The following is a 24,133-nucleotide window of genomic DNA, read 5'->3' as shown; positions in this document are numbered from 1 at the left end:
TTGGACCCCAATGCATTTTGTTGGTAGATGTGCGCCGGCCACACGCCGGTGTGGTCCTCGTGGGAGGCAGCAACTTTGCGGGAGAAATTGAAGGCGCTGGCGAACCTCCAGAAGGTGGATCTCGAGGTTGCCGCGCTGCGGAAGGCCGCGGACGTCCACCCCAAGCAGATCGCCGAGCTGGAACGCGAACTCGGAACGGCGCGCAGCGCGATCGAGGCCGAGCGCAGCCGGGTGGCGGACATCGAGCGGCAGAAGTCCCAGCTCGAGCAGAACATCACCGATGAGAAGGACAAGGTGAAGAAGTGGGAGGCGCGGCTGGCCGAGCAGCGCTCCACGCGTGAGTACTCGGCGCTGGCCCGTGAGATCGACATCGCCAAGAAGGCGAACCTCACCATGGCCGACGAGCTGGTCGAGCTGACCAAGACGCTGGGTGCCGCGCGAGAGGCGGTCAAGGGCAAGGAGTCGGAGTTCGCCGCCCGCCAGCAGCAGCTCGTCACACGCATGACGGAGCTGCGCTCGAAGCTCGCCGAGGCCGAGGGCCAGGTGAAGCAGCTCGAGGGACAGCGCTCGGGCGTGGCGTCCTCGGTGGACTCCAACCTGCTGCGTCGCTACGACACGGTGCGCAAGAAGAAGCTGCCCGCGCTGGTGGGCGTGGTGGCGGGGACCTGCCAGGGCTGCAACATGAACGTGCCCCCGCAGCTCTACAACCAGCTGCGCACCTCGCTGGGGACGGATGTGTGCCCGTCGTGCAACCGCATCATCTTCGCGGTTGAGGCGCTCGCCGAGCCCACCGAGAAGTAGGCACCGTGCCGCGCGCCACGAAGCCGCCGCCGAGCGAGGCCGACATCCTGCGCCACATCGCGCGGGAGGAGCCGCTCACCGCCACGGTGCGCGCGTTCCGGGGGCTCACCCGCGAGCGGCTGGGTCAGCTGTTGGAGGAGGCCGCCGAGCGTCTGGGAGGTCCCCCGGGTGCGGCGGAGCCCTCGGCTCCCGCGCCGGCCGAGCCTTCCGAGGAGCCGCGTGAGCCCCTGCCCCGACTGCGTGTGTATTCGGATGGCGCGGCCCGCGGCAACCCGGGCCCGAGCGGTGCCGGCGCGGTGCTGATCGAGCCGGGCGGTAAGGTGGTGGCCCAGCTGGGCAAGTACCTCGGGCACCAGACGAACAACTACGCCGAGTACTCGGCCCTGCTGCTGGGGCTCAAGCACGCCAAGGCGCTGGGGGCCAAGGAAGTCGAAGTGTTCGCCGACAGCGAGCTGCTCATCCGCCAGCTGGGTGGGCGCTACCAGGTGAAGAGCGCGACGCTGCGCCCCCTGTATGAGGAGGCGGTGAAGCTCCTCAATGAGTTCTCCCGGGTGAAGCTGGTCCACGTGCCGCGAGAGATGAACGCGGCGGCGGATGAGATGAGCAACCGGGCCATCGACGAGAAGCTGTAGCCGCCTTCGGAGTGCCGCCGGCCCGCGACTTGTTGTAAGACGCGGAGTGCCGGAGCGGCCCGGGTGAACGCTGGCCACTGCAGGAACGGGTGGCGGGAGGAAAGTCCGAGCTCCAGAGGGCAGGGTGCTGGCTAACGGCCAGTCGAGGTGACTCGCAGGACAGTGCCACAGAAAACAAACCGCCCGTTCCGCAAGGGGCGGGTAAGGGTGAAACGGTGCGGTAAGAGCGCACCGCGCTCGGGGTGACTCGAGCGGCACGGTAAACCCCACCTGGAGCAAGAGCCAATAGGGACGCGTCCTCGCGGTTGGGGGACAAGGATTGCCCGTCCGAAGCGTCCGGGTTGCTCGCTGATGAGGCCCCTGGGCAACCAGGGCCCTAGACGAATGTTCGCCGCCCACTCCGAAAGGGGTGGGGACAAAACTCGGCTTACAGGGCCGCTCCGGTTTTTTCCCTTCAGCGTGTCGCCACGGGCACCTGCGCCAGCAGCAGGCGGTGGCGTCCGTCATTGCGCACCGCCTCCGGGTTGGTGAGCGGCATGCGGGCGTCGGTGCGCGCGTCCCAGAGCCCCATCCATATGACGACATTGCGCGCCTGGGTGTCGGGCGGCAGGTAGAGGGAGAACTCGTCCTTCACCGTCTCCCCGGGCCGCCACTGGGTCGTGGGGTAGAGGCCACCCGCGGGCTTGTGGTCGAGGTTCATCCGCTCCATGCGCCCCTCGGCGTCCTCCACGTGGACGAAGACGGTGAAGTCCTCGGGGATGGCCTGGAGCACCTTGAAGAAGACGGTGATGCGGGCCGGCTCGCCCGGCACCACCCTGCCCGGCTGCACCGAGGCGCCGGCGATCTCCACCTTCCCGCCGAGGTTGGCGCCGCTCTTGATGGACAGCGGCGGCACCTGCTGCACGGTGGCCTGGCGCCGCTCGGCCTCGCTGGCGCCTCCGGGAGCCTCGACGATGCAGGCACAGAGCAACAGGCTGGGCAGGAGGTGACAAAGAGACGGAAGGCGCATGGTGGAGCGGTTTTTACCGGTCCACGGGCGCTGCATCCACCAGGGGATTGGTATAAGCGGTGCGCCCTATGAAGACTCCGAATTTCCTGGACGTCCTCGCCGCGCAGGTGCCGGTCCCCGCTCCCGTTCCGGCTCCGCCGGAGCCGACGACGCCGGGCCTCCCTCCGGGTACCGAGACGGGGGTGCCGGCCCCCGAGGCCAGCCCCGTGTCCACCGTGGTGGGCTACGGGGTGCTGGCGCTCTTCGCGGTGCTGATGCTGCTGGCGCTGCGCAAGCTCTTCTTCAAGCCGCGCCGCGCGCCCGAGCCCGGTAAGCCGGCGAAGCCCATCGAGGCCGAGAAGCCCACGCTGCCCGCCGAGACGCCGCAGCTCCGGGTAGAGCTGCCGAAGACGGAGGCGGAGCTGGCCCGCCAGCGCGAGGCCGACGCGGCCCATGCCCGCGCCGAAGCCCTGGCCCGCCAGCGCGAGGAGGCTGCCCGCGCTGCCCAGACGACCAAGGATGCCACCGAGCGCGCCCGCCTGGAGGCGCAAGTCCGGGCGCTCAAGGAGCAGGAGGAGGAAGAGAAGCGCGCCGAGTACCGCGCCAAGAAGGCGCTCGAGGAGGAGTCCCGGGAGCGCAAGAAGCGCGAGCGCGAGGAGGCCGAGCGGCTGCTGGCGGAGCAGAAGGCCCAGGCGGAGGCGGAGGCGGAGGCAGCCCGGCAGGCGGAGGCTGCGGCCGAGCGAGCCAAGCTGCAGGCCGAGGCCGGCAAGACGCTGGCGCAGGGCCTGGACAAGACGAAGAGCCAAGGCTTCATGGCCCGGCTCAACGGCCTGTTCGGGCAGAACCGCCAGGTGGACGAGTCGGTGCTGGCGGAGATGGAGGAGATCCTCTTCACCGCGGACATCGGCGTGCGCACGGCCTCGAACCTGGTGGAGGTGGCGCGCGAGAAGCTCAAGCGCAACGAGCTGAGCAACCCCGAGCGAATGAAGGGCCTCATCCGCGACGAGGTGGCGAGAATTGTCGACCTACCGGTGCCGCGCTCGCTGGAGGGCGGCGGGCCGCCGCACGTGGTGATGGTGGTGGGCGTCAACGGCGCGGGAAAGACGACGACGATCGGCAAGCTGGCGGCGCAGCTCACCGGTCAGGGCAAGAAGGTGGTGCTGGCGGCGGGAGACACCTTCCGCGCAGCGGCCACGGAGCAGCTGGACGTGTGGGCCGATCGCGCCAAGGCGGAGCTGATCAAGGGCGAGGAAGGCGGGGATCCGGGCGCGGTGGTGTTCGAGGCGGTGAAGAAGGCCCGAGAGGTAGGGGCCGACGTGGTCATCGCGGACACGGCGGGCCGGCTGCACACCAAGGCTCCGCTGATGGAGGAGCTGAAGAAGGTACACCGGGTGATGGGCAAGGCGCTGCCAGGCGCCCCTCACGAAGTGCTGCTGGTGCTGGACTCCACCAACGGACAGAACGCCATTCAGCAGGCCAAGCAATTCCAGGAGGCGGTGGGCGTCACATCGATCGCGCTCACCAAGCTGGACGGCACAGCGAAGGGCGGCGTCATCATCGGCATCTGCGACGAGCTCAAGATTCCGGTGGTGTGGGTGGGCGTCGGCGAGAAGATCGCCGACCTGCGCCGGTTCGAGCCCCGCGAGTTCGTGAAGGCGCTCTTCGACTAGCGGGCAGGTCGCGGAACTCCGCGACGTAGTCCAGGAACTTCACCATCGCCTTCACGTGGTCGCCACCAGCGTCCTCGACGTACTTGCGCGCCCAGCCCTCGGGCATGCGTTTGCGCACGTCCCGCAGCCACGCCATGAACGCGCCCCACTCCCGGTCCTGAAAACCGTTGCGGTGGCAGCAGGAGATGTAGCCCGTGATGTACGCGACCATCGCATCGAACTGCTCGGCGCCGAAGAAGAGCCACATGGGCCGTCCGCGCCTGGCCTCCTCCCGGATCTCCAGGAGGACGTCGAGCAGGAAGACCGAACGCTTGGAGCGGGGCTGAGATCTCGCCGTCATAGACTCTCCACCGTCTGCACCAGCGGTGTTCCCCCCATGCCCCATCAGTTCCCGATGCAGGTCCCCGCCACCTGATTGGCCGCTCCGTAGGCATTCTGCATGGCCCGCAGGGCTTTGGGGACTTCGCGCCCGGTGTGGACCTTCCACATCTCGATGGCGCCGGGAACGTTGCCCTGCGCAAGCAGGGCCAGCATCCGGGCGCGCGTGGATTCGGTAACAGCGGGGAGTGCCTCCACCACAGGAGGAGTCGGCACTGCCGCATACAAGGCCTGGGGCAGGCAGAGCAGCACTCCGAGCGCCCAGCCCCACAGCACCTTCCTGTGAATACTCATGGGCGCTACTGGCCCAGCATGGGGCCCAGCATCTGCTCCAGCAGCTTCTGGGTCTCGGGGTCGATCTTCATGTCCCCCATGCCGCCCATGAGCGACTCGAGCGTGGGCGCGCCCAGGTCCTCATCCCCGTGGGCCTGCTCCCACCACCGGTCCTGGAGCCGCTCCAGCGCCCCGGCATGCGAAGGGTTCGCCTTGGCCAGCTCCTTCCGGAAGCAGTCCGCGCACGCCCACTTGTAGCGATAGGTGTCCACGTACGAGCGCAGCGCCCGCTGGAAGGCGTCGTCCCCCACCAGCTTGCGCGCGGCGTGGTACATCAGCGGCGCCTTGCCGTAGACGATGGCGCCGTACTCCATCGAGCTGGAGAACGTCTCGGTGGGCCGGTGCGCGGGCCCGTCCTCCCCTCCCGACATGCGGTACAGGTGATAGGAGGAAACCAGCGCCTCCTGCCGCAGCGACTCCGCCGCCGCCTTGCCATGCGCCCACTCGAAGTAGAGCACCGAGGCGTACTGCGTGAGCGCCTCGTCCGCCACCGGGTCCTTGATGGGGTCCGTGCCCACCAGGCCCGCGAAGTACTGGTGCCCCACCTCGTGCGCGACGGTGAACTCCAGCGTGCGCTCGAGCGTCTTCGCCATGTTGGCGAACGGGCTCGCATCATCTCCGAACGATCCCCCACCCTGCGCCGCCATCCCCTGCATCATCCCCTGCAGCATCTCCATGCCAGGGACTCCCTCGAAGATGCTGTTGGGGTCCGTCGCGCCCCGGTACAGCGAGGTGCCCACGGTGATGAGTCCCTGGAACTCCATGCCGCCCGCGCCATCGGACAGCGGCGCCTCCACCACGCGGAAGTGCTTGTAGGGCAGAGGCCCCAGCCGCTTGTCGAACTCCGAGATGGCCGAGGCCGCGTACTGCAGCACGCGCTTGCCCACCGCCGCGTTCCGGGCCGAGTAGAAGCTCTCGACGGTGACGCCCTCCACCGTCTTCGAGGCGCTCTGGTAGCCACGCGAGACGAACACCGGGAAGTCCCGCACCAGCGCCGAGGCGAAGCTGTAGCGCCGCATGCCGCTCTTCTCCGGCACCTCGCCCATCGCCACGCCCGTGGCATGCACGTCCCAGCCCGCCGGGACGGTGATGGTGCCCAGCACGTTCGAGGGGTCATAGAGCGCCAGATCGCCAATCCCCGAGGGCCCCGCCCACGGCGTACCGTCCGGGTTCATCGGCGGCATCATCGGGACGATGCCCACCAGGCTGACGAAGTCACTGGTGGCCGAGAAAGCCCCATAATCCCCCGGAGGCCCCGAGCTGCCGAGCGCCCCCAGGAGCGAGCCGACGTTCTTCTTCGCCGCCGGCACGCGGGCTTGCAGCATCACCTCCACCGTCGCCATCGCGCCGGGCTCCAGGGGAGGATCGAGCGGCAGTCGGATCAACGTGGGCTCCGGCCGCTCCATCGTCACCGGCTTGCCGTCGACCTTGGGCTCCGAGAGCACCACCGCCTTGCCCGTGGCGGCGTTCGGCGTCACCCGCAGGAACACCTCGGAGCGCGTGCGCCCCTTGGCGCGAACCTCCACCTGCACCCGGCCCTTCACCTCGCGCTTCGCCGGATCCACCTCGAGCTGCACCCGATAGAGCGGCAGCTCCTCCAACGAGCCGAGCACCTTCGTGGCGCGCTCCTTCTCGGCGGGCTTGAGGTGCTGCAGACACAGCTGCACCTCGGGTGAGCCTCCGGCCAGGGCCGGAGCCGAGAGGAGCAGCAGCACGGGGACCCACCATCGAGGAGCGAGCGCCATGGGGGCAATGCTAGTTGACCCTTCCGCGAAGCGCTCGCTACAACCCTGTAGTCAATGACCGCCCGAACACTCTTCCTCGCCGCTGTGGCTGCTTCCTTTCTCGCGTGCATGAAACAAGTGCCCGCAACCCCCACCCGGAGCGGGCCTCCGCGAGCGCTGCAGCTCCTGGCGGACACGGCCGAGCGGGAGACCTCGCAGATCGAAGCCCGGCGCGAGGATGTGGAGATCGACACGCGCGACTTCGAGCGCACCCCGCGCGTGGTGGCCACGGGAGAGACAGCGCTGCTGCGGCTGGAGGGAGCACGGGCGCGCCTCTACGGCGACGCGGCGGGCAAGGAGGGCTTCTCGGTGGACAACTTCATCCTGCTCGAGGTGCTCGGCGACAAGGGCCAGGTGCTCAACCGAGGCGCGGTGGGCTTCACCGACGGCGTGCTGATCGGCCGTGAGCGGGTGGACAGTGTGGGCCGCATGTCCTTCGCCTTCGAGGCGGGCGAGGTGGACGTCACCAACCTGCTGCCCGAGAGCGCGCCCTTCAAGGTGCGCGCCACCGTGCTCGACTACTCGGGGGTCGGCCGGGTGAGCAACGTGTTCCTGTTGCTCGAGTCCCCCAACCGCGCCACCGAGGACGACCTGCGCGGCCAGTAGTCAGCAGGTCATCGGAACCGGACGACGCCGTTGAGGGTGCCGTCGCACGTCCCACCGCAGACCTCCTCCGGACTCAGCGGCCGGGCGGAACCCCCCTGGGTGGCCACCACCGTGCCGGCGGCCGCGGCGGCGACCACCGCGCCCACGCCGGCCCAGACATACCAACGCTTGAACCACGGCCGGTCCTCGCTCACGGAGGGCTCCTCGGGCGGAGCCACCGGCGTCAGGGGGTCCACCGTCGGAGTGGTGGGCGTGAGCACCGGCTGCTGCGGGCGATCCGCGCTGGCCACGACGGGGGGCTTGCTGCCCTCTACGGGCTTCAGGTGGGCGCTGACGGTGTAGTCGCGGCCCGCGCGGACCGCGATGCGGCTGACGTCGGACTCGAAGCCCTCGCGGCTGACGACGATTTCATGCGAGCCCGGCTTGAGCTCCACGTTCGCGAGCGGTACCTGGCCCCGGGGCTGCCCGTCGATGGAGACCTTGGCGCCGGGCACGTCCGCGTTCACGCTCACCACGCCGGCCACGGCGTCGAGCGCCACGGAGAGCTCGGCCGTCTTGCCCTTCTCGACGTTGATGCGGCGGGAGAACTCGGCGAAGCCCGGCCGGCGGACGACCACGAGGTGCTCGCCCGGCTCCACGGTGAACGCGCCCTGGGGCAGCGCTCCCACTTCCTTGTTGTCGACCAGGAGGCGCGCACCCTTCACGCCCCCGCCCAGCCGCACGAGCAGCTCCGTCTTGCCAGCGGCGATGGGGACGAGCAGGTCGTCTTCGGGAGCCGGGGCCGGAGGCGGCTTCTGCGCCGTGGCGGGCTTCTTCGCGGGCTTCTTGGCCGGGCGACGCTTGGCCGGCTTGGGCTTGGGCTTGGACTCTTTCGGAGTCGCCTCGATGGGGACGAGGAGATCATCGTCCTGGGCGAGGGCCGGGGGGGCCACCAGGGCGGCCAGCAGGGCGAAGACGGCGGCGCGGCGAAGGGACATGGCGGACAGAAGGTTAGAGAGTCGAAACGGGGGGGTCAAACGCTGTGCCACCGGAAGACGGGGTGATGAAAGATGCGCGCCCATGTCTCTTTCCTTGCGTTCCCTCCTCGTCCTCGGTGCCCTGCCCTTCGCCACCCTCCTGGCCTGCCCTGCCAGGTCCCCTTCCTCCGGAGGGACCCAGCCGGAGCCGGTGCGCATTCCCTCCGGCTGCGAGAGCAGTCAAGCGGGGGAATACCACCATGTGGGCAACCCCGCCTTCCGCTACGTCGCGGAGGATGACGGGCGCACCCTGTCCCTCACCGTGGTGAGCGCGCGCCTGGATGGCGGCGTGGGCGGCTCTCCGGACGCGGGAGGGATCAACCTGGTGCTCTCACGCACGCCCCAGGGCTTCGTGGGGGAGACGCGCGCCACGGGCTTCAACGTCTCCGGCAACCCGTGCCCGGTGAAATTCCCCACGGAGGTGACGGCCTGCGCGGACGACAGCCTGAAGCTGCGCACGGTGACGAGCACGGCCCTGGACGAGGCGTGCCGCCCGCCTCCGAGTGGCGCTCCCCCGAAGTGGACGGAGCAGGTGCTGCGCCGGGGTGCTCCCGACGCGGGAGTGCCTGACGCCGGAATGCCCTGAGGCAGGCGCAGCGACGGCGCTCACTCCCTGAGCGCCAGCACCAGGCGTGTCACTCCCAGTCCTTCCGCCAGGCGACACTTCACACAAAGTGCTGCTCGAGCAGGCGGGGATAGGGGTGTCCTTCAGGACCCGATGCGACCGGAGGCGGTCCATCCCTCGGGTGAGATCGCCCGGGAGCCCACGCGAATCGCAGTGCTGCCGTGGGTGAAGAGCTTCGGCTCGACTGGAGCCTGCTCCCCGAACAGGCAAGAAGCGCGTTCGCCTCGAGCACCGCAGCAGGAATCGAGCAGTGCCAGTGGCGGTGATTCTTCAGTGCCCACCTTTGAATGGGTCCTCAGCAAATGGGGGACAGGCACTCACTTGGCATGGGTAGAGGAATACCCAGAGGGGCATTCGTACGAGGGGAACTCCACAAGTAGGGTCAGAGTGCCGTAACCTTGTGCGTATCTTCGCGCACCAGGGGGAAGTCCATGCGGAGTGAGAAGCGATTCGGACGAGTCATTGTCATTGGCGGCAGCATGGCGGGCCTGTTGGGCGCCCGAGTGCTGTCAGACCACTTCGAGCAGGTGATCATCCTCGAGCGAGACCCAGAGCCCAACGGGCCCGAGGCTCGCAAGGGAGTGCCTCAAGGGCGACACGCCCACGGCCTGTTGGACGCAGGGCTCCACGTGCTCGAAACATTGTTCCCCGGCCTGATGCGGGAGATGTACTCCGAGGGCGCGGAGCGCATGGACATGGGGCGCGACGCGGCCTGGTACACGGCGGGCTCGTGGAAGACGCGCTACATCAGCGGAATCGAGCTCATCCTCTGCACCCGCACCTGGCTGGAGTGGAAGGTGCGAGGCCGCGTCGCCGCGCTCCCGCAGGTGGAGCTGCGCTCGAGCTGCGCGGTGGAGGGGCTCATCACGGATCCCGCGCACACCCGCGTGATGGGCGTGCGCTTCAAGACGCCCGAGGGAGAGGAGACCCTCATGGCGGACCTCGTGGTGGACGCGGGAGGCCGGGGCTCTCGCGCCGCGTCGTGGCTGGAGGCGCTCGGCTACGGCAAGCCCGAGGAGGAGGAGATCCGCCTGCGGCTGGCGTACACGAGCCGGTTCTTCGAGCCGCCTCCGAACTACCGGGGTGACTGGAAGATGATGGCCATGTTCCCTCGGGCGCCGGAGCAATCGCGCGGGGGCTTCATCGCGCGCGTGGAGGGGGGACGCTGGCTCGTCACGCTCCATGGCTACTTCGGCGACGACCCGCCGAGGGACGACAAGGGCTTCCTGGAGTTCGCGCGCTCCTTGCCTCAGCCCGACATCTACGAGGCCATCCGGGACGCGAAGCCGCTCACGGAGGCGGTGGTGCATAAGATCCCCTCGAGCCGGATGCTGCACTACGAGCGGATGGAGAACTTCCCGGAGGCCTTCGTGCTGCTGGGCGACTCGGTCTGCGCGCTCAACCCGGTGTACGGCCAGGGGATGACGGTCTGCAGCCTGAGCGCGCAGCTCTTGGGGCAGACGCTCGTGGAGCACAAGCGCGCCTCACCGGGGACGATGCAAGGGCTGTCGCGGCGGTTCCAGCGCAAGCTCTCCCAGCTGCTCTCCATCCCCTGGATGATGGGCACGACGATGGACCTGAAGTACCCGCAGGCGCAGGGCCAGCGCTTCCCGGGGCTGGGGCTGCTGCACTGGGCGTTCGGGACGCTGATCGACCTCACCTCGGTGAGCACACTGGCCTGCCGCCAGTTCTACGAGGTGATGCACATGAGGCGGGGAATGGCGGCGCTGCTGCGGCCGGATCTGCTCGCCGCCTTCGCCGCCTATGGGCTCAAGAGCCTCTTCGTTCCCCTGCCCCGGCGGGCCAACGTGGACACCCTGCCCCGGGCCCCGGCCTGACGCTGGCCGCTGGCGCTCTGAGCCCAATCGCGAGACGCTGGGACGTTCACCCAGGTGAGGGGAGCGTCCGTGCGTTGGAAGTTCTTGCTGGGTCTGGCGGCGACGATGGCTTGGACCATCGCCGGTTGCGCTGGACCCGAGCCGTCCCTGCGCGGCGGGCGCTCTCGCGCCTGGCCTGACACGGTGCTCCTGGGAGCGCTCCCCTCCCAGGAGGGTCCTCCTTCCTGCGGAGGGCAGCCGGTGCCTCGGGGCTGGCCCGAGCTGTCCTCCGGTGAGGACGTACTCTCCCCTTTCCTGGCATGCACCTCCCCCGCGGAGTTCATCGAGTTGCAGCGCGGGGTGGACATGGCCCGGCTGGTTGACGGGCTGGATGACTGGTCCGCTGTGCGGCTCGGCACCCTGGGGCCCCTACGGGCAGGAGCCGAAAACCTCAACCGCAAGCGGGCCGCCTTCCTCGTCACCGCCACGCGGGAGTACGGCGCCAGCCGGGCTCAGGTGTTCGCACTCTTCCTCCTCCACTCGGCCTTCACGGATGACATCCAGCAGGTGTTGCGGCTGCTGGCTCAAGACAAGCACCTGGAACAGACGTTGGGGCCCATGGGCGCCGTGCGCGAGACGCTGCGGCAGCGGGGGCTGAGTCTTGCGAGCCCGGAAGACCGAGCCGAGCGCCCGAGCGATGTCGTCCGGGGCATGGTCAGCGCCGCCACCGAAGCGCTTTCCACCAGTGAGCTCAGGCGCGGCGCGCTGACTCTGAAGTACACGGAGCAACGAGGGCAGTTGCCCCTGCCGTATCAGCAGGTGCTCGATGAGATCGAGCGCGCAGAGCTGGAAGCAGCCTTCTCGCCGCACGGCGTAGCGCTGGGGAGCTTCGATGCGCTGACGTTCGGGGTGCCCCTGGGCTTCTACAACCTGGTGGCCGGCACGTGCCATGGCGTGTACTCGCTGACGCAAGGTCAGTACGAGCAGGCCTCGCGAGAGCTCTCCGCGGCGGTGGTGTTGGTGGCTCTGTACGCTGGAGGCAAGGCGGTGCGCTTCGTCTCCGAGGGCCAAGGCAGCCCCAGATGGGTGCGCGTGCAGCGACTCACGGTACCGGAGCTGGGCTTCAAGGGGTTGGCGGAGGTAGCTGATCGGCTGTGGGAGCGGCTGGGCGGAGAAGGGATGCGCCAGCTTGCCCGCTACATGCAGGCTCAGCGAGAGGCTGCGCTCTTCGTCTACGAGCGGGACAAGGCAGCGGGACTGCGGGAGACTCCCAAGGGTATGACCTGGCATCACCACCAGGACCGAACGACCCTGCAGCTGGTTCCGACGGACATCCACGCCAGAACGGGTCACACCGGTGGCTTCGCGGGAGGTCAGTGATGGCTGCTTCGCTGCGGACGTTCGAGGGAGGGCCACCCCTCCAGGAAGAGGCGCTCAGGTCCTTCGAGACGAAGCATGGTCTTGCCCTCCCCGCTTCGTACCGGGAGTTCCTGCTGGCCACGAACGGCGGGCGCCCCGAACGTGACCTGGTGGCGATCACCGGTCTGGAGTCCCAATCGCCGGGACGAATCCATCTGTTCTTCGGGCTGAATGACCCTGTCGTATCGTGCAACCTCGATTGGAACCTCGAGGTGTTCAGGGATCGCATCCCAGCCGGGCTGCTCCCGATCGCAACGACCGAGGGCGCCGACAAGCTGTGTCTGTCGATTGCCGGCGAGCACCCAGGCGCCATCTTCTACTGGGACGGCTATGCGCCGGCCGGTGAGCGAAACCTCTACCGCCTGGCCGAGGACTTCACCGCGTTTCTCTCATCGCTCCACGCCGATGAGCTCTCGCCACGCCCAGGCTGATGCAGGGAGGGCATCCCTCCCTGCCTGAGTCAGCTCAGGCGGCCCGGTGCGCCCCCTCCTCAGGAGACTTGAGCTCCTGAGCGGGGGCGTCCGCGGGCTTCAGGCGGCCCTGGAGCAGGCTGGACAGGCCCACGTACAGGAAGCCCGCCTGAAACAGGACGATGAAGGGCACCGAGGTGTAGATGCGCGCGTCGATGGCGAACCACAGCGCGCCGGTGAAGTAGAGCGCGAAGAGCAGCTCGATCATGGGCATCAGCGTCTTGGTGCCCAGGTAGCTCTTCTTCACGTGCTTGACGCTCTTGCCCTCGGAGCCCGTCTTCGGCGTGCGCGCGAAGCCCGACTGCTGGTTGAGCAGCGCCTCCAGCACCGCCTTGGCGTTGTTGATCGCCAGGCCGATGCCCAGGCTCATCAGGAACGGCAGGTACTTCACCCGCCCCCACCCGCTCAGGCCCTGCTCTCGCTGCGTGGCTACGTAGAAGACGCACACGCTAGCCGTGGCGGTGATGAAGAAGGGCAGATCCAGGAACAGCGTGCCGTACAGGCCGTGGTGGAAGCGCACCACCATGGACAGCGGCATCAGCACCGACAGCAACACCATGAGCAGGTACGCCATGTTGTTGGTGAGGTGGAAGAACGCCTCGCGCTTCACCGCGAACGGCAGGTCGCTCTTGAGGATGGTGGGCAAGAGCTTCTTCGCCGTCTGGATGGAGCCCTTGGCCCAGCGGTGCTGCTGGCTCTTGAAGGCGTTCATGTCCACCGGCACCTCGGCCGGTGAAATCACCTCGGGCAGGAAGATGAACTGCCAGCCCTTGAGCTGGGCGCGGTAGCTCAGGTCCAGGTCCTCGGTGAGCGTGTCGTGCTGCCAGCCGCCCGCGTCCGAGATGGTGTTGCGGCGCCAGATGCCCGCCGTGCCGTTGAAGTTGAAGAAGCACCCGGAGCGGTTGCGCGCCGTGTGCTCGATGATGAAGTGCCCGTCCAGGAAGATGCTCTGGGCCTGCGTGAGGATGGAGAACTCACGGTTGAGGTGGCCCCAGCGCACCTGCACCATGCCCACCTTCGCATCCGAGAAGAACGGCACCGTGCGCTGCAGGAAGTCGGGGCTGGGCACGAAGTCGGCGTCGAACACCGCCACGAACTCGCCCTTGGCCAGCTTCAGCCCGTTCTCCAGCGCGCCCGCCTTGAAGCCCTGGCGGTTCTGCCGGTGGATGTAGACGATGTCGATGCCCTTCTGCCGGTGCCGCTCCACGCACGCGCGGGCGATGCCGCACGTCTCGTCCGTGGAGTCGTCCAGCACCTGGACCTCGAGCAGATCGCGCGGGTAGTCGATGCGGCACACCGCATCCACCAGCCGCTCCACCACGTACATCTCATTGAAGATGGGCAGCTGGATGGTGACGCGCGGCAGGGACGGCAGCACGCCCTTGGGCGTGGGCAACTTGAACTTATGGCGGTAGTACAGGTACGCCATCCGGTAGCGATGCGAGCCGTACACGGCCAACACGCACAGGACGGCGAAGTACACGCCCAGAAAGATGATCTCGACGGTGGTCATCGGTGACGCTCAACCCCTACCGCGGGTGCTCCCGCGCGGTGCTTCCCTTGCGCGGCGGCCATGAACCTGCGCTCACACGGGACCGCCGCTGCCGGATCCGGTGAACCCCCGCCCGTATCTGCCCGAAAACACAGGGATTTAACCCTCGGACAGACGAATGGCGCCGGACAATAGGGATGCGTCAAGTTCGTGTCAAACAAAACCCCGGCCCGAGGCCTTGGGTTGGACCTTCCATGAAGCACGTACGTCACTGTGGGCCGATGGACCCTTTGAGTTCCTCATAAAACGAGTCGGCGATGCGCTGGGCCTTGTCGCGCTCGGCCTCGTCGGTGACGGAGCCCTCCAGGAGGATGCGCCGGCCCACCACGACGGCCGTGGCCGAGGTGATGCCGTTGCGCTTCAAGGCGGCGTTGATCTGCTCGGCGGTGACGGTGAGGCTCGCCTGGACGACCTGGGCATCCACCCGCACCAGGAGCTTCACATAGGAGAGCCCCGCGACGGCCTGGCGCAGCATCTTCAGATCCTGGAAGGACTCCACCTGCCCGTCGACGACGACCTGATCACCGATGGGGCGAACCTCCAGCGAGGAGAAGCCGAGGGCCTTCAGCTCCCGGGCCAACTCCTCTACCCGAGGGGGCTCCACCACGAGGGTGCGCTGGACTTCCCCCTTGTCGGTCCACACCGTGAGGGCGGTGCGACCGCGGCGATTGCCGACGATGAGCAGCTGCGTCTTGCCCACCACCTTCACGTCCGCCACGTCCGGGTTGGCGACGGCGATGCGGCGGATGCCAGTGAAGTCGAGCACCGTCTGCGCGCCCGGGGCCAGTTGCACCGCGGGCTCCGCGGCCCTCGCGGGCAGGGGGAGGAGGAGCAGGCAGAGCAGAAGCCACGAAAGGGAGCGCATGAGCCGGAAGTGTAGCGTTCCTGCCATGGCAGGGAATGACGTCATAGGATGAGGGCCACATGGCCTCCTCCGACGTCGCCGGGACCCTCGACTTCGCCACCCCGCTGCTCTGCCAGCAACTGTGGAACGGCGACCACCAGGCGTTCCCTGTCGCCGCGCCCGCGATGACGAGCCACGCGCCCACCCGGGAGGCCTGCCTGGCCGAGCAGCGCCTCTTCCTGGAAGAGCACCTGTCGCGGGTGGAGCCGGAGATCCTCGCCCGCTTCTCCCTGCCCGAGCAGGTACGGATCGAGATGATCGAGGTGCTGGCGCCGCGCGCCGACCTGCCCAAGCGCCTCTTCAAGCCGACCACCCTGGAGCTGGCCGCGGTCATCGTTCCCCTGCCCCAGGAGACCTGGGCCTTCGTCCCCGCGCTGGACCACACGGTCTACGTGGCGCGCAACCAGGACGTCCTCGAGGCCATTCGCGCGGATGTGGAGCGGATCCTCACCGCGCGCGAGCCCAACTCCCACGAGTACCTGCGGCTGCTGCCGCCGAAGTCGGTGGCGCTGGAGACCGTGCAGCTCAAGCTCCGGCGCCAGGACGCGTTCGGCGAGAAGGCCCGGCAGGCCCGGAAGCGGCAGCAGGAGAAGCTCAAGCGCGATCAGGCGCACGAGGTGCTCCTCTCCGTCTCCACGGTGCTGCACGAGCGCAACGAGGCCAAACGCGGCCCTCCGTTGATCGGCCGGGACACGGAGCTGGCGCTGCTGGCGAACCTGCTCAGCGGCGAGAAGCGGCAGGGCGTGCTGCTCGTCGGGCCGGAGCTGGCGGGCAAGACGGAGCTGCTCACCGCGTGGCTGCGCGCCGAGCGAAAGGCTGGGCGTGAGCGGCGGGTCTATGCCACGAGCGGCTCGCGGCTGATCGCGGGCATGTCCGGCTTTGGCCAGTGGCAGGAGCGCGTGCTGCGGGTGATGCGGGCGGCGCACGACCTGGACGCCATCCTCTACTTCGAGAACCTGGGCGAGCTGCTCGCACAACACTCCACGGAGTCCATCGACCTGCCCGGGGCGATGAAGCCCTTCCTGGAGGAGGGCAAGGTCCGATTCCTGGGCGAGCTCGCCCCCGAGTCGCTCGACCTGCTGGAGAGCCGTCAACCCGCCCTCTTCGCCGCGCTCACGCGCGTGCGCCTGGAGCCGCTCAGCGCCCGACAGACCTCCGAGGCCCTGAGAGCGCGGGTGGCCTGGCAGCGGAAGGAGGAGTCCTCGCGGCCGACGCTGGCCGACGACGCGGTGGAGCCGCTCGTGGACCTGGCGGAGCGCTACCTCCCCAGCCGCGCGCTGCCGGGCAAGGCCGTGCGGCTGTACGAGGAGATGCGGGCAGGCGTCCAGCAGGAGCGCACCGGCGATGGCAAGGTGCCCATGCTCACCCGCGAGAAGGTCTACTCGCTCTTCAGCCTGAAGACGGGCGTCCCCGAGTTCCTGCTGCGCGAGGACCGCGCGCTGCTCGCCTCGGACGTGGAGGCTGTCTTCCGCCGCCAGCTCATTGGCCAGGAGCAGGCGGTGCGCCGCGTCGTGGAGACGCTGTGCATGGTCAAGGCCGGGCTGCAACCGCAGGGCAAACCGCTGGCCACCTTCCTCTTCGTCGGCCCCACCGGCGTGGGAAAGACCGAGCTGGCGCGGCTGCTGGCCACCTTCCTCTTCGGCTCGCCGGAGCGGCTGTTCCGCTTCGACATGAGCGAGTTCATGGACGGCTGGGCCGCCGAGCGCCTCATCCGTGGCAACGAGCAGGGAGAGGGCCTGCTCACCCGGCGCGTGCGCCAGCAGCCCTTCTGCGTGCTCCTGCTCGATGAGATCGAAAAGGCCCACCCCGCTGTCTTCGACCTGCTCCTCCAGGTGTGCGGCGAAGGGCGGCTCACGGATGCTCGCGGACGCACGGCCTGGTTCCACAACGCCCTCATCATCATGACCAGCAACCTCGGGGCGGCTCATCGCCGCACTCCGCTGGGCATCGGCGCGACAGCGGTGGACGACTCCTCCCACTACCTGCGCGAAGTACACCGGCACTTCCGGCCCGAGTTGGTCAACCGCATCGATCAGATCATCCCCTTCCACGCACTCACCTCCGAGCAAGTAGCGGAAGTGGCGCGGCTCGGAGTGGAGAAGCTCGGCCAGCGGCGCGGCCTGCTCCAGCGAGGAATCACCCTGGAGGTCCCTCCCGAGGTCACCGCCACCCTGGCCACCTCCGGGTACCAGGAAGCCTATGGCGCGCGAGCCATGCGCAGGCACCTGGACCAACACCTCGTCGTCCCCGTGGCGCGTGCGCTGTCCGCCGCGGGGCGAGATGCGCAGGGCGGACGCGTGGACATCTCCCTGCGCGAGGGAGTCCTCGCGGTGGAGCTGCACAAGGGCAGCCCTCGCGCGGCGCGCAACCAGCTCGAACAGGTGACGGAGCTGCAGACGGACCGGCGGACCGTGGACGCGCTCTTCCGACTCGACGCGGTGGTGCAGCTCGAGGAGCAGATCGCCTTCCTGGTGGCGCAGCTCTCCCAAGGAGAGCGGGACGAGCGAGGGCCCGGCGCTGCCTCGGTAGCGATGCTGCGCAGTGAGCACCACCGGCTCGATGGACTCTGGGCGCAGGTGCAGAAGCTGCACGCGGCGCTGGTGGCCGCCGAGGAGCTGGCGTTGATGGCGCTGTTCGAACAGCAGGACGTCGAGCCCTTCGTCAGCGACGCCCGCGAACAGCTCCAGGCCTTGAACCGGCGGATGCCCTCGGTATTGCTCGCGATGCTGCCGAGGCGGGACGACATCACCCTGGTGCTCCAGGAGGCTGACGAGGGACGCGCCCTGGAACGCTGGCTCCTCCCCCTGCTGGAGGATGCACTGCGGCGCCGGTGGCATGTCGAGGCCCGGCCGCTGGAGACCAGCAAGAGCAGCGAGCGCCGGCGCAAATGGGGCGAGCCCCTCGGGGCCGAGGCCCTGCGCAGAGCCCTCACCGCGCCCGAGCGTCCCTTCCGCGAGCTGCTGCTCTCGGTGCAGGGAGCGAATGCGGGAGTGTTCCTGGCGCTCGAGGCCGGGCTGCATCGCTTCGAGGGAACGGGAGAGAAGGAAGGCCCGCTCATGTTCACCGTCAAGCCGGTGGCGATGCGCAGCAGCCTGTCCCCGAAGGAGCTCGCGCAGCCCGCGGTCAGCCCTTGGGCGACGTCCACCCTCAAGCAGCTGCGCATCATGCCAGCCGCACGTGAGCACCGCGCCGACGGGCTGCTCGCGCTGTGCGGTGGGGCGCGCGTGATGACGCTCAATGGACGGAACTACTTCGAAGACCTCGAGCTCATCCTGCTCGCGCACATCTCCCTCGCCGAGCTGGCAGGCGGCCTGGACCGCGAGGGCCTCTTCTCCTTCGAGCTCGACGCGGTGCGGGAGGTGAAGCGATGAACCTCACCATCGCCATCTACCAGAGCCGGGAGTCCTCCGGTCTGCGCTGGACGACGCTCGCGCTGGGCCCACATACCCGCAGCCGCACGGGCAAGAACACGGTGAAGCTGCAGCGCAAGCTCGTGGATGAGCTGCGGACCGCCCTCGGCGAGCTGCCCATCCGCGAGCTGTCCTACTTCCAGCTGCCGCGAGGCATCCGCCTGGAGCGGGTGCGGCTCGAGCTGGACTTCAAGCGGGTACAGGCGGGCGCCGAGACACGGCGGCTGTCCGGCGTCTTCCCGTTGATCCTCGAACCGCGCTGGCGCACGCGCGCCGAGCCCCTGACGATCGCCTACCATCCCCTTCGCCAGGACGAGTGGTTCCCGATCGATCCCGAGCAGGGCCTGGAAGACCAGGCGAAGGCCTTCTTCACCCGCACCTGGGCCAGGCTGGAGGCGTACGAGCACGAGGAGCTGCGCACCAGCCGTAAGGACAGCCTCACCGCGCTCTCGTTCGTGGCCCGGACGAAGTCGCTGCTCGACGAGCTGGGCAAGAAGAAGGGGCCCTGGGACGATCTCGAGCTGGACGATCGACCCGGCAAGAAGAAGAAACAGAAACAGGGAGGGAACCAGGTGTTGGGCAACCTGGGCACCAACCTGACCGTCCAGGCGGCGGAGGGCGCGCTCGACACCGGCATGCCGCGCAGCCCCTACCGCGAGCAGCTCCAATTGCTCCTCGGCGGAGAGCGACGCACTCCGGTGCTCCTCGTGGGCCCGCCGGGCTCTGGCAAGCGGACCCTGCTTCGGCGCTTCGTCGCCGAGCAGCTCGAGGCCGAGGACTTCCGGAGCCACCGCAACCTGGACAAGGTCACCGAGGTCTGGGCGTTGGCCGGCAAGCGCATCATCGCCGGCATGAGCTACGTGGGCGACTGGGAGCAGCGCTGTCTGAAGCTGCTCGAGGACTCACGGGGCGGGCGCCGCATCCTCTTCATCGAGGATCTGCACGCCTTCGGCCGCATTGGCCGCTCGCGCGACAGCGACGCCAACCTCGCCCTCTTCTTCCAGGGGCCCCTGGCACGCGGGGAAATCACCCTCGTGGGCACGGTGACGCCGGAGCAGCTCCAGCGGCTGGAGACCGACGCCCCCTCGTTCGCCGCGCTCTTCACGCAACTGCACGTGCGGCCCACCAGCGCCGACGAGACGCTGCGGATGCTGCTGCACGAGGCCCGGGAGCTGGAGGGCCGCCACGGCGTCATCTGGGCGCCTCCGCTCTTCCCGGCCCTGCTCGAACAGGCCGGCTCTCTCTTCGCGGGCGCCGCGCTGCCGGGCAAGGCGCTCGATCTGCTGCGAGAGCTGGCGGTGGACTACGGCGGCACCGGCCGACATGTGCATGTCGGCATGCTCTTCGAGCACCTCTCCCGAAGGACGGGCCTGCCGGACTTCCTGCTCCATCCCGGCAAGCGCTTGGAGCCGGACGAGGTGCGCACCGCGCTCTCTCGAAAGGTCATGGGTCAGTCGGAGGCGGTGGCGGTGGCGTGCGATCTCATCGTGCGCATCCACGCCGGGCTCACCGACCCCCGGCGACCCTATGGCGTCTTCCTGTTCACCGGCCCCACGGGAACAGGCAAGACCGAGCTGGCGCGGGCCCTGGCGAGCTACCTGTACGGAGATGACTCGCGCATGGTGCGGCTCGACATGGCCGAGTTCCAGACTCCGGATGCCGTGGCGCGTCTGACCGGGGATGCCTGGCAACCCGAGGGCCGCCTGACACGCCAGATCCGCGAGCAACCCTTCACCCTCGTGCTGCTCGACGAGATTGAAAAGGCGCACCCTGCGCTGCTCAACCTGCTGCTGCAGACGTTCGATGAAGGCCGGCTGACCGATGCCTCGGGCGAGACCGCCGACTTCACGCACACGGTCATCGTGATGACCAGCAACCTCGGAGCCCGCCAGCGACCGGCGGTGGGCATCGGCGAGCAGGACGCGCGCTCGGTGGCCCTCGACTCCGACCGCGCCGTGCGCGAGTTCTTCCCGCCCGAACTCTTCAACCGCATCGACCGCATCGTGCATTTCTCGCCCCTCTCGCGGGAGTCGGGGGAGAAGGTCGTCGAGAAGGAGCTGGCGCGGCTGCTGGCGCGTCGTGGGTTGACGTCGCGCAACATCTTCGTGTCCGCCGATGACGCGGTGAAGCGGCGCATCGTCGCGGAGGCCTTCGATGCCACCCTGGGCGCGCGCCCGCTCAAGCGCTACCTGGAGGAGAAGGTCGGGCAGGTGCTCTCCGAGGCCATCATCCGAGGGCCTCAGGCGCTGATGCGGCTGTTCCAGCTCTACACCCGGGACGGCCGCTTCGAGGTGCAGGCCGACGCGCTGGTCCCCCGAGAGCCCGCGCTCGAAGGCTTCGCGCTCGAGCCCCTCCTGTCCCTGCCGGTGGCGAAGCTGCGCGAAAAGGTGCTCGAGGCGCGCGAGCAGGTGCAGCACATGCGGCACAGCGAGAACCTGGGCGCGCTCTCCGAGCAGGTCCGCCTCCACCTGGAGCGGCTACAAGCCGGCGAGCGAGACCATGCCGAGTCGCTCTACACGCTGGACGCGATGCGGCTGCACCTGGAGAACTTCGCGGCCCAGCTGGAGGCCCTTGCCCGGGCACCCGAGGAGGAAGCCCGGGAGATGATCGAGGTAGAGCACTTCGGCGTCCTGGAGCGGCGCCCCCAGCCCCACAGCCGCTCCGAAGGCCAGCGCGTCCGGCTCTTCGATCGGCGGGCGTTCGAGCCGGTGCGCGTCGTCTCCCGCGAACAGATGCTCGACGCCCTCTCGGAGGTCTACTTCCTGCAGCGCATCCTCCGGGAGCTCTCCCGCTCCGATCAGCACGTCGTCACCCTGGAGTTGCTGCCCCTGGGCCAGTGGCGGCAGGGTGGGGACTCCGGCTCGCTGCTCACCCGGTGGCTCTGCGAGGCCTATGCCCACGCACGAGGCGAGTTCGAGAGCTTCGCCGCGCGCATGTCCGACGGCACACTCGTCTCGGGTGGCTACGGGCAACTGTCGGAGATGCTGCGCCTGGGCATGGAGCCCGTACACCTGGTGCTCAAGAAGGTGGGGCCCGGCGTGCGCCCCTTCTTCGAGGGAGAGGCCGGCCTGCACGTCTGGCAGTCCTCGGGACGGCTCCCGGAGATCGTCAAGGTGCGAGTGTACGAGGAGTCCGCCCCGGAGCCCCTGGCGCTCATCACCCAGCACGAAGCGAAGCTCCAGGCCTTCCACAAGGCGCGCCAGGAGGGCACCCGCCCCCTGCCCGAGAACCCCGAGGCAGCCGCCCCGGTGATGCGTGCCTACCGCTTCGAGCCCCCCACCCGCCCGGATGCCGTGTCGGTGCTGGAACTCGATGACTACCTGCTCACCTACAGCGGCAGCCACCGGGTGCGGTCTCCCGGGGAGGCCCTGCCCGCCCTGTGGCGGCTGCGAATGACCCAGAACCCGGCGGACGGGAGTGTGGCGCCATGAGCGACAAGAGCCTTCGCGTCTACTTCACCACCCACCACGACGGCAGGCTCACGGGCCGGCTGCTGCCGGTATGGGAGAGTCTCTTCGACGCCCCTGCCCCGTCCGCGTATGGCGCCAGCGAAGCCGAGGTCTACGCGCAGCTCGAGGCGCGGGTGCGGCAGTTGATGATGGACGATGCCTCCATGCTGAACCGGTTCCTGTGGGAAGAGTCCCTGCAGGCGCGCACGCTCACGGTGGAGGTCCATCCGCAGACGGTACACAAGAAGCGGCCGGTGATTGGCAAGGCGCTGGTGCCGCTGAAGCTCACGTACGTCTACGGAAAGCTGGAGTCCGGCGCCTACCGTGTCCTGGTGCCTCGCTTTGGCTGGTCGTTCGTGCTCGAGGAGCTGTCCATCGCGCGCGAGGTGCTCCAGCACGCGCTCACCACTGCCCTGCTCGGCGAGCAGCCGCAGGGCCTCTATGACTTCCGCCACGAGGGCGAGGAGTTCGTACACAGCTGGGATCCGGGAGGGCTGCGACAGGCCGAGCGGCCCCACTCCGACGAGGAGCCCGCCCCGCCAGTGCTTGAAGCGATCGGCGAGGAGCTGACCTCGCGCGCGCGCAGCGGACGGGCGCTGCCGCTGGTCTACGACGGCGCTCCGATGGAGGACTGGCGCGCCTTCGTGCTGCGCCAGCCGCCCGCTTCGATCCTCCTCGTGGGAGGACCGGGGGTGGGCAAGACGAGCTGGGTGCTGAAGCTGGCGCGCTGGCTCTCGGAGAAGCGGCGCGACGAGAAGGAGAAGCACTTTCCGAAGATCTGGCGCACCAGCGCCGAGCGAATCGTCGCCGGCATGGTGTACCTGGGCATGTGGCAGGAGCGCTGCCTGCAGATCGTCGACGCGCTCTCGTTCGAGAACGACTACCTCTACGTCGATCGGCTCACCTCGATCCTGGCCCCCCAGCCGGACGGCTCCTCGATTGGAGATCTGCTCCTGCCCGCGGTGATGAGCGAGGAGATCTCCCTCATCGCCGAGTGTACCGAGGGTGAGCTGGAGCGCTGCCAACGGCGCTTCCCCGAGGCGCTGCGTCCCTTCCGCATCATCCGCCTGGAGGAGCCAGCCACCTCGCAGGTGCCGGAGCTGATGCGGCGCTACCAGGAGACCCGGCGCAGCCGTGTACACCTGCACCCCATGGGCCTGCGGCAGGTCGTCGGGCACCTGGAGATGTTCCAGCGCGACAGCCTGTTCCCGGGCAAGGCCTTCCGCTTCATGGACTGGCTGGACCAGCAGGCCGAGCGCGGCAAGACCCGAACGCTCTACCCGCGCGATGCCTCGGAGGCCTACGCGCGCTACACCGGGCTGCCGCTGCAGCTCATCAGTGACGAGATCCCCGCCGAGCAGGGCACGCTCACGACACAGCTCGCGCAGGGAGTCATCGGCCAGGATCGCGCCTGCGAGCTGGCCGCGGGCGTGCTCGCGCGGTTCAAGGCCGGCCTCAATGATCCGGACAAGCCGGTAGGCACGCTGCTGTTCGTCGGCCCCACGGGCGTGGGGAAGACAGAGCTGTCCAAGCAACTGTCGCGCACGCTCTTCGGCCACGAAGAGCGGATGATCCGGCTCGACATGTCCGAGTACATGCTGCCCGGCTCGGCGCAGCGGCTGATGGAGGTGGGGCCGGGCATCACCAGCCTGGCCGAGCGGGTGCGGCAACAGCCGCTGTCACTCGTGCTCTTCGACGAGCTGGAGAAGGCGCACCCGGAGATCTTCGATCTGCTGCTCGGAATCCTCGGCGAGGGCCGCCTCACCGACAGCCTGGGGCGGCGGGTCGACTTCCGGATGACGGTCATCTGCATGACGAGCAACCTCGGCGTCGAGCAGTCGGAGCCGGTGGGCTACGGGGCCGAGCGCGGCTCGGGAGACTTCCTACGCGCGGTCCGCCAGGCGTTCCGGCCCGAGCTGTTCAACCGCATCGACCATGTCATCCCCTTCCGCCGGCTGGCGGAGGCGGACGTGCTGCGCATCGTCGACCTCGAGCTGGAGAAGGCGGCTTCGCGGGCGGGGTTGCTGCGGCGCCGACTGCGGCTGGTGGTGGAGCCGGACGCGCGGGCCTGGCTGGCACGGCACGGCAATGACCCGAAGCTGGGCGCCCGCCCCCTCAAGCGCCTCATTGAAGCGAAGGTGATGGCACCCATCGCGGTCAGGCTCGCGGCGGACGCCCGGCTGGAGGACGCGATCCTACCGGTGGTCGTGGCCGGAAGCGAGGCCGAGCGGGGATTGAGGCCCGAGTCACGCGTACTCGCGACGATCCTCGAAGCCTGA

At 68.8% G+C, this 24,133-nt stretch carries 17 protein-coding genes and 1 other RNA gene; 12 read left to right on the top strand and 6 right to left on the bottom strand.

All coding sequences use genetic code 11. The features are described from left to right. The first annotated feature begins 75 nt into the window (after nt 1–75). From SYV04_RS19000 to rnpB, 3 genes are all read left to right on the top strand, one after another. Nucleotides 76–801: a zinc ribbon domain-containing protein gene (locus SYV04_RS19000; protein WP_321547244.1), complete on the top strand. Its 726-nt coding sequence runs from the start codon at nt 76–78 to the stop codon at nt 799–801. Between the two features lie 5 nt (nt 802–806). Beyond that, on the top strand, nt 807–1,433 hold the full coding sequence (locus SYV04_RS18995; RefSeq protein WP_321547243.1) for a ribonuclease HI family protein: 627 nt from the start codon (nt 807–809) through the stop codon (nt 1,431–1,433). 51 nt (nt 1,434–1,484) lie between these two features. Beyond that, an RNA gene (gene rnpB, locus SYV04_RS18990) (RNase P RNA component class A) lies at nt 1,485–1,879 on the top strand. Nucleotides 1,880–1,887: 8 nt separating this feature from the next. Here the strand turns inward: rnpB and SYV04_RS18985 are convergent. Continuing rightward, entirely contained in the window at nt 1,888–2,442 is a 555-nt protein-coding gene (locus SYV04_RS18985; RefSeq protein WP_321547242.1) for a hypothetical protein, read from the bottom strand. 68 nt (nt 2,443–2,510) lie between these two features. Here SYV04_RS18985 and ftsY point away from each other — a divergent pair, with 68 nt between their 5' ends. Next, a complete protein-coding gene (ftsY, locus tag SYV04_RS18980; protein ID WP_321547241.1) occupies nt 2,511–4,091 on the top strand; it encodes a signal recognition particle-docking protein FtsY in 1,581 nt (526 codons plus the stop codon). Between the two features lie 384 nt (nt 4,092–4,475). Here ftsY and SYV04_RS18975 read toward each other — a convergent pair whose 3' ends face one another. After that, nucleotides 4,476–4,763, bottom strand: a complete 288-nt coding sequence (locus SYV04_RS18975; RefSeq protein ID WP_321547240.1) for a hypothetical protein — start codon at nt 4,761–4,763, stop codon at nt 4,476–4,478. A gap of 5 nt (nt 4,764–4,768) precedes the next feature. Beyond that, entirely contained in the window at nt 4,769–6,547 is a 1,779-nt protein-coding gene (locus tag SYV04_RS18970; RefSeq protein WP_321547239.1) for a M1 family aminopeptidase, read from the bottom strand. A 108-nt stretch (nt 6,548–6,655) separates the two neighbouring features. On the opposite strand from SYV04_RS18970, the gene SYV04_RS18965 reads away from it, so the two are divergent. Further along, nucleotides 6,656–7,192: a hypothetical protein gene (locus SYV04_RS18965; RefSeq protein WP_321547238.1), complete on the top strand. Its 537-nt coding sequence runs from the start codon at nt 6,656–6,658 to the stop codon at nt 7,190–7,192. A gap of 8 nt (nt 7,193–7,200) precedes the next feature. Here SYV04_RS18965 and SYV04_RS18960 read toward each other — a convergent pair whose 3' ends face one another. Next, nucleotides 7,201–8,169, bottom strand: coding sequence for a PEGA domain-containing protein (locus SYV04_RS18960; protein ID WP_321547237.1), 969 nt, complete (start codon nt 8,167–8,169; stop codon nt 7,201–7,203). Nucleotides 8,170–8,251: 82 nt separating this feature from the next. On the opposite strand from SYV04_RS18960, the gene SYV04_RS18955 reads away from it, so the two are divergent. The 4 genes from SYV04_RS18955 to SYV04_RS18940 all read left to right on the top strand — a co-directional run bounded on the left by SYV04_RS18955 (nt 8,252) and on the right by SYV04_RS18940 (nt 12,500). Then, nucleotides 8,252–8,794: a hypothetical protein gene (locus SYV04_RS18955; RefSeq protein WP_321547236.1), complete on the top strand. Its 543-nt coding sequence runs from the start codon at nt 8,252–8,254 to the stop codon at nt 8,792–8,794. A 470-nt stretch (nt 8,795–9,264) separates the two neighbouring features. Further along, complete coding sequence (locus tag SYV04_RS18950) at nt 9,265–10,671, top strand: NAD(P)/FAD-dependent oxidoreductase (protein ID WP_321547235.1); 1,407 nt, start codon at nt 9,265–9,267, stop codon at nt 10,669–10,671. Between the two features lie 69 nt (nt 10,672–10,740). Beyond that, on the top strand, nt 10,741–12,030 hold the full coding sequence (locus tag SYV04_RS18945; RefSeq protein ID WP_321547234.1) for an HNH endonuclease: 1,290 nt from the start codon (nt 10,741–10,743) through the stop codon (nt 12,028–12,030). Beyond that, entirely contained in the window at nt 12,030–12,500 is a 471-nt protein-coding gene (locus tag SYV04_RS18940; RefSeq protein WP_321547233.1) for an SMI1/KNR4 family protein, read from the top strand. Before SYV04_RS18945 ends, SYV04_RS18940 begins: the two co-directional genes overlap by 1 nt. A gap of 34 nt (nt 12,501–12,534) precedes the next feature. On the opposite strand, the gene SYV04_RS18935 is transcribed toward SYV04_RS18940, so the two are convergent. Next, nucleotides 12,535–14,052 (bottom strand): cellulose synthase family protein, encoded by a 1,518-nt coding sequence (locus tag SYV04_RS18935; RefSeq protein WP_321547232.1) that lies wholly within the window; start codon nt 14,050–14,052, stop codon nt 12,535–12,537. A 247-nt stretch (nt 14,053–14,299) separates the two neighbouring features. After that, nucleotides 14,300–14,884, bottom strand: coding sequence for a pilus assembly protein N-terminal domain-containing protein (locus SYV04_RS18930; RefSeq protein ID WP_321547231.1), 585 nt, complete (start codon nt 14,882–14,884; stop codon nt 14,300–14,302). 131 nt (nt 14,885–15,015) lie between these two features. Here SYV04_RS18930 and SYV04_RS18925 point away from each other — a divergent pair, with 131 nt between their 5' ends. The 3 genes from SYV04_RS18925 to SYV04_RS18915 are packed head-to-tail and all read left to right on the top strand — an operon-like array spanning nt 15,016 to nt 24,133. Continuing rightward, a complete protein-coding gene (locus tag SYV04_RS18925; protein ID WP_321547230.1) occupies nt 15,016–18,366 on the top strand; it encodes an AAA family ATPase in 3,351 nt (1,116 codons plus the stop codon). Next, nucleotides 18,363–21,836 carry an AAA family ATPase gene (locus SYV04_RS18920; RefSeq protein WP_321547229.1) on the top strand — a complete coding sequence of 1,158 codons (3,474 nt, stop codon included), beginning with the start codon at nt 18,363–18,365 and terminating at the stop codon, nt 21,834–21,836. The genes SYV04_RS18925 and SYV04_RS18920 overlap by 4 nt, the downstream gene beginning before the upstream one ends. Continuing rightward, nucleotides 21,833–24,133, top strand: a complete 2,301-nt coding sequence (locus SYV04_RS18915) for an AAA family ATPase (RefSeq protein ID WP_321547228.1) — start codon at nt 21,833–21,835, stop codon at nt 24,131–24,133. The genes SYV04_RS18920 and SYV04_RS18915 overlap by 4 nt, the downstream gene beginning before the upstream one ends.

Origin of the sequence: Hyalangium ruber (assembly GCF_034259325.1) — a bacterium.
Lineage (GTDB): Bacteria > Myxococcota > Myxococcia > Myxococcales > Myxococcaceae > Hyalangium_A > Hyalangium_A rubrum.
The sequence above is the reverse complement of the archived record's forward strand: the minus strand, read 5'-3'. Positions and strand labels throughout refer to the sequence as shown.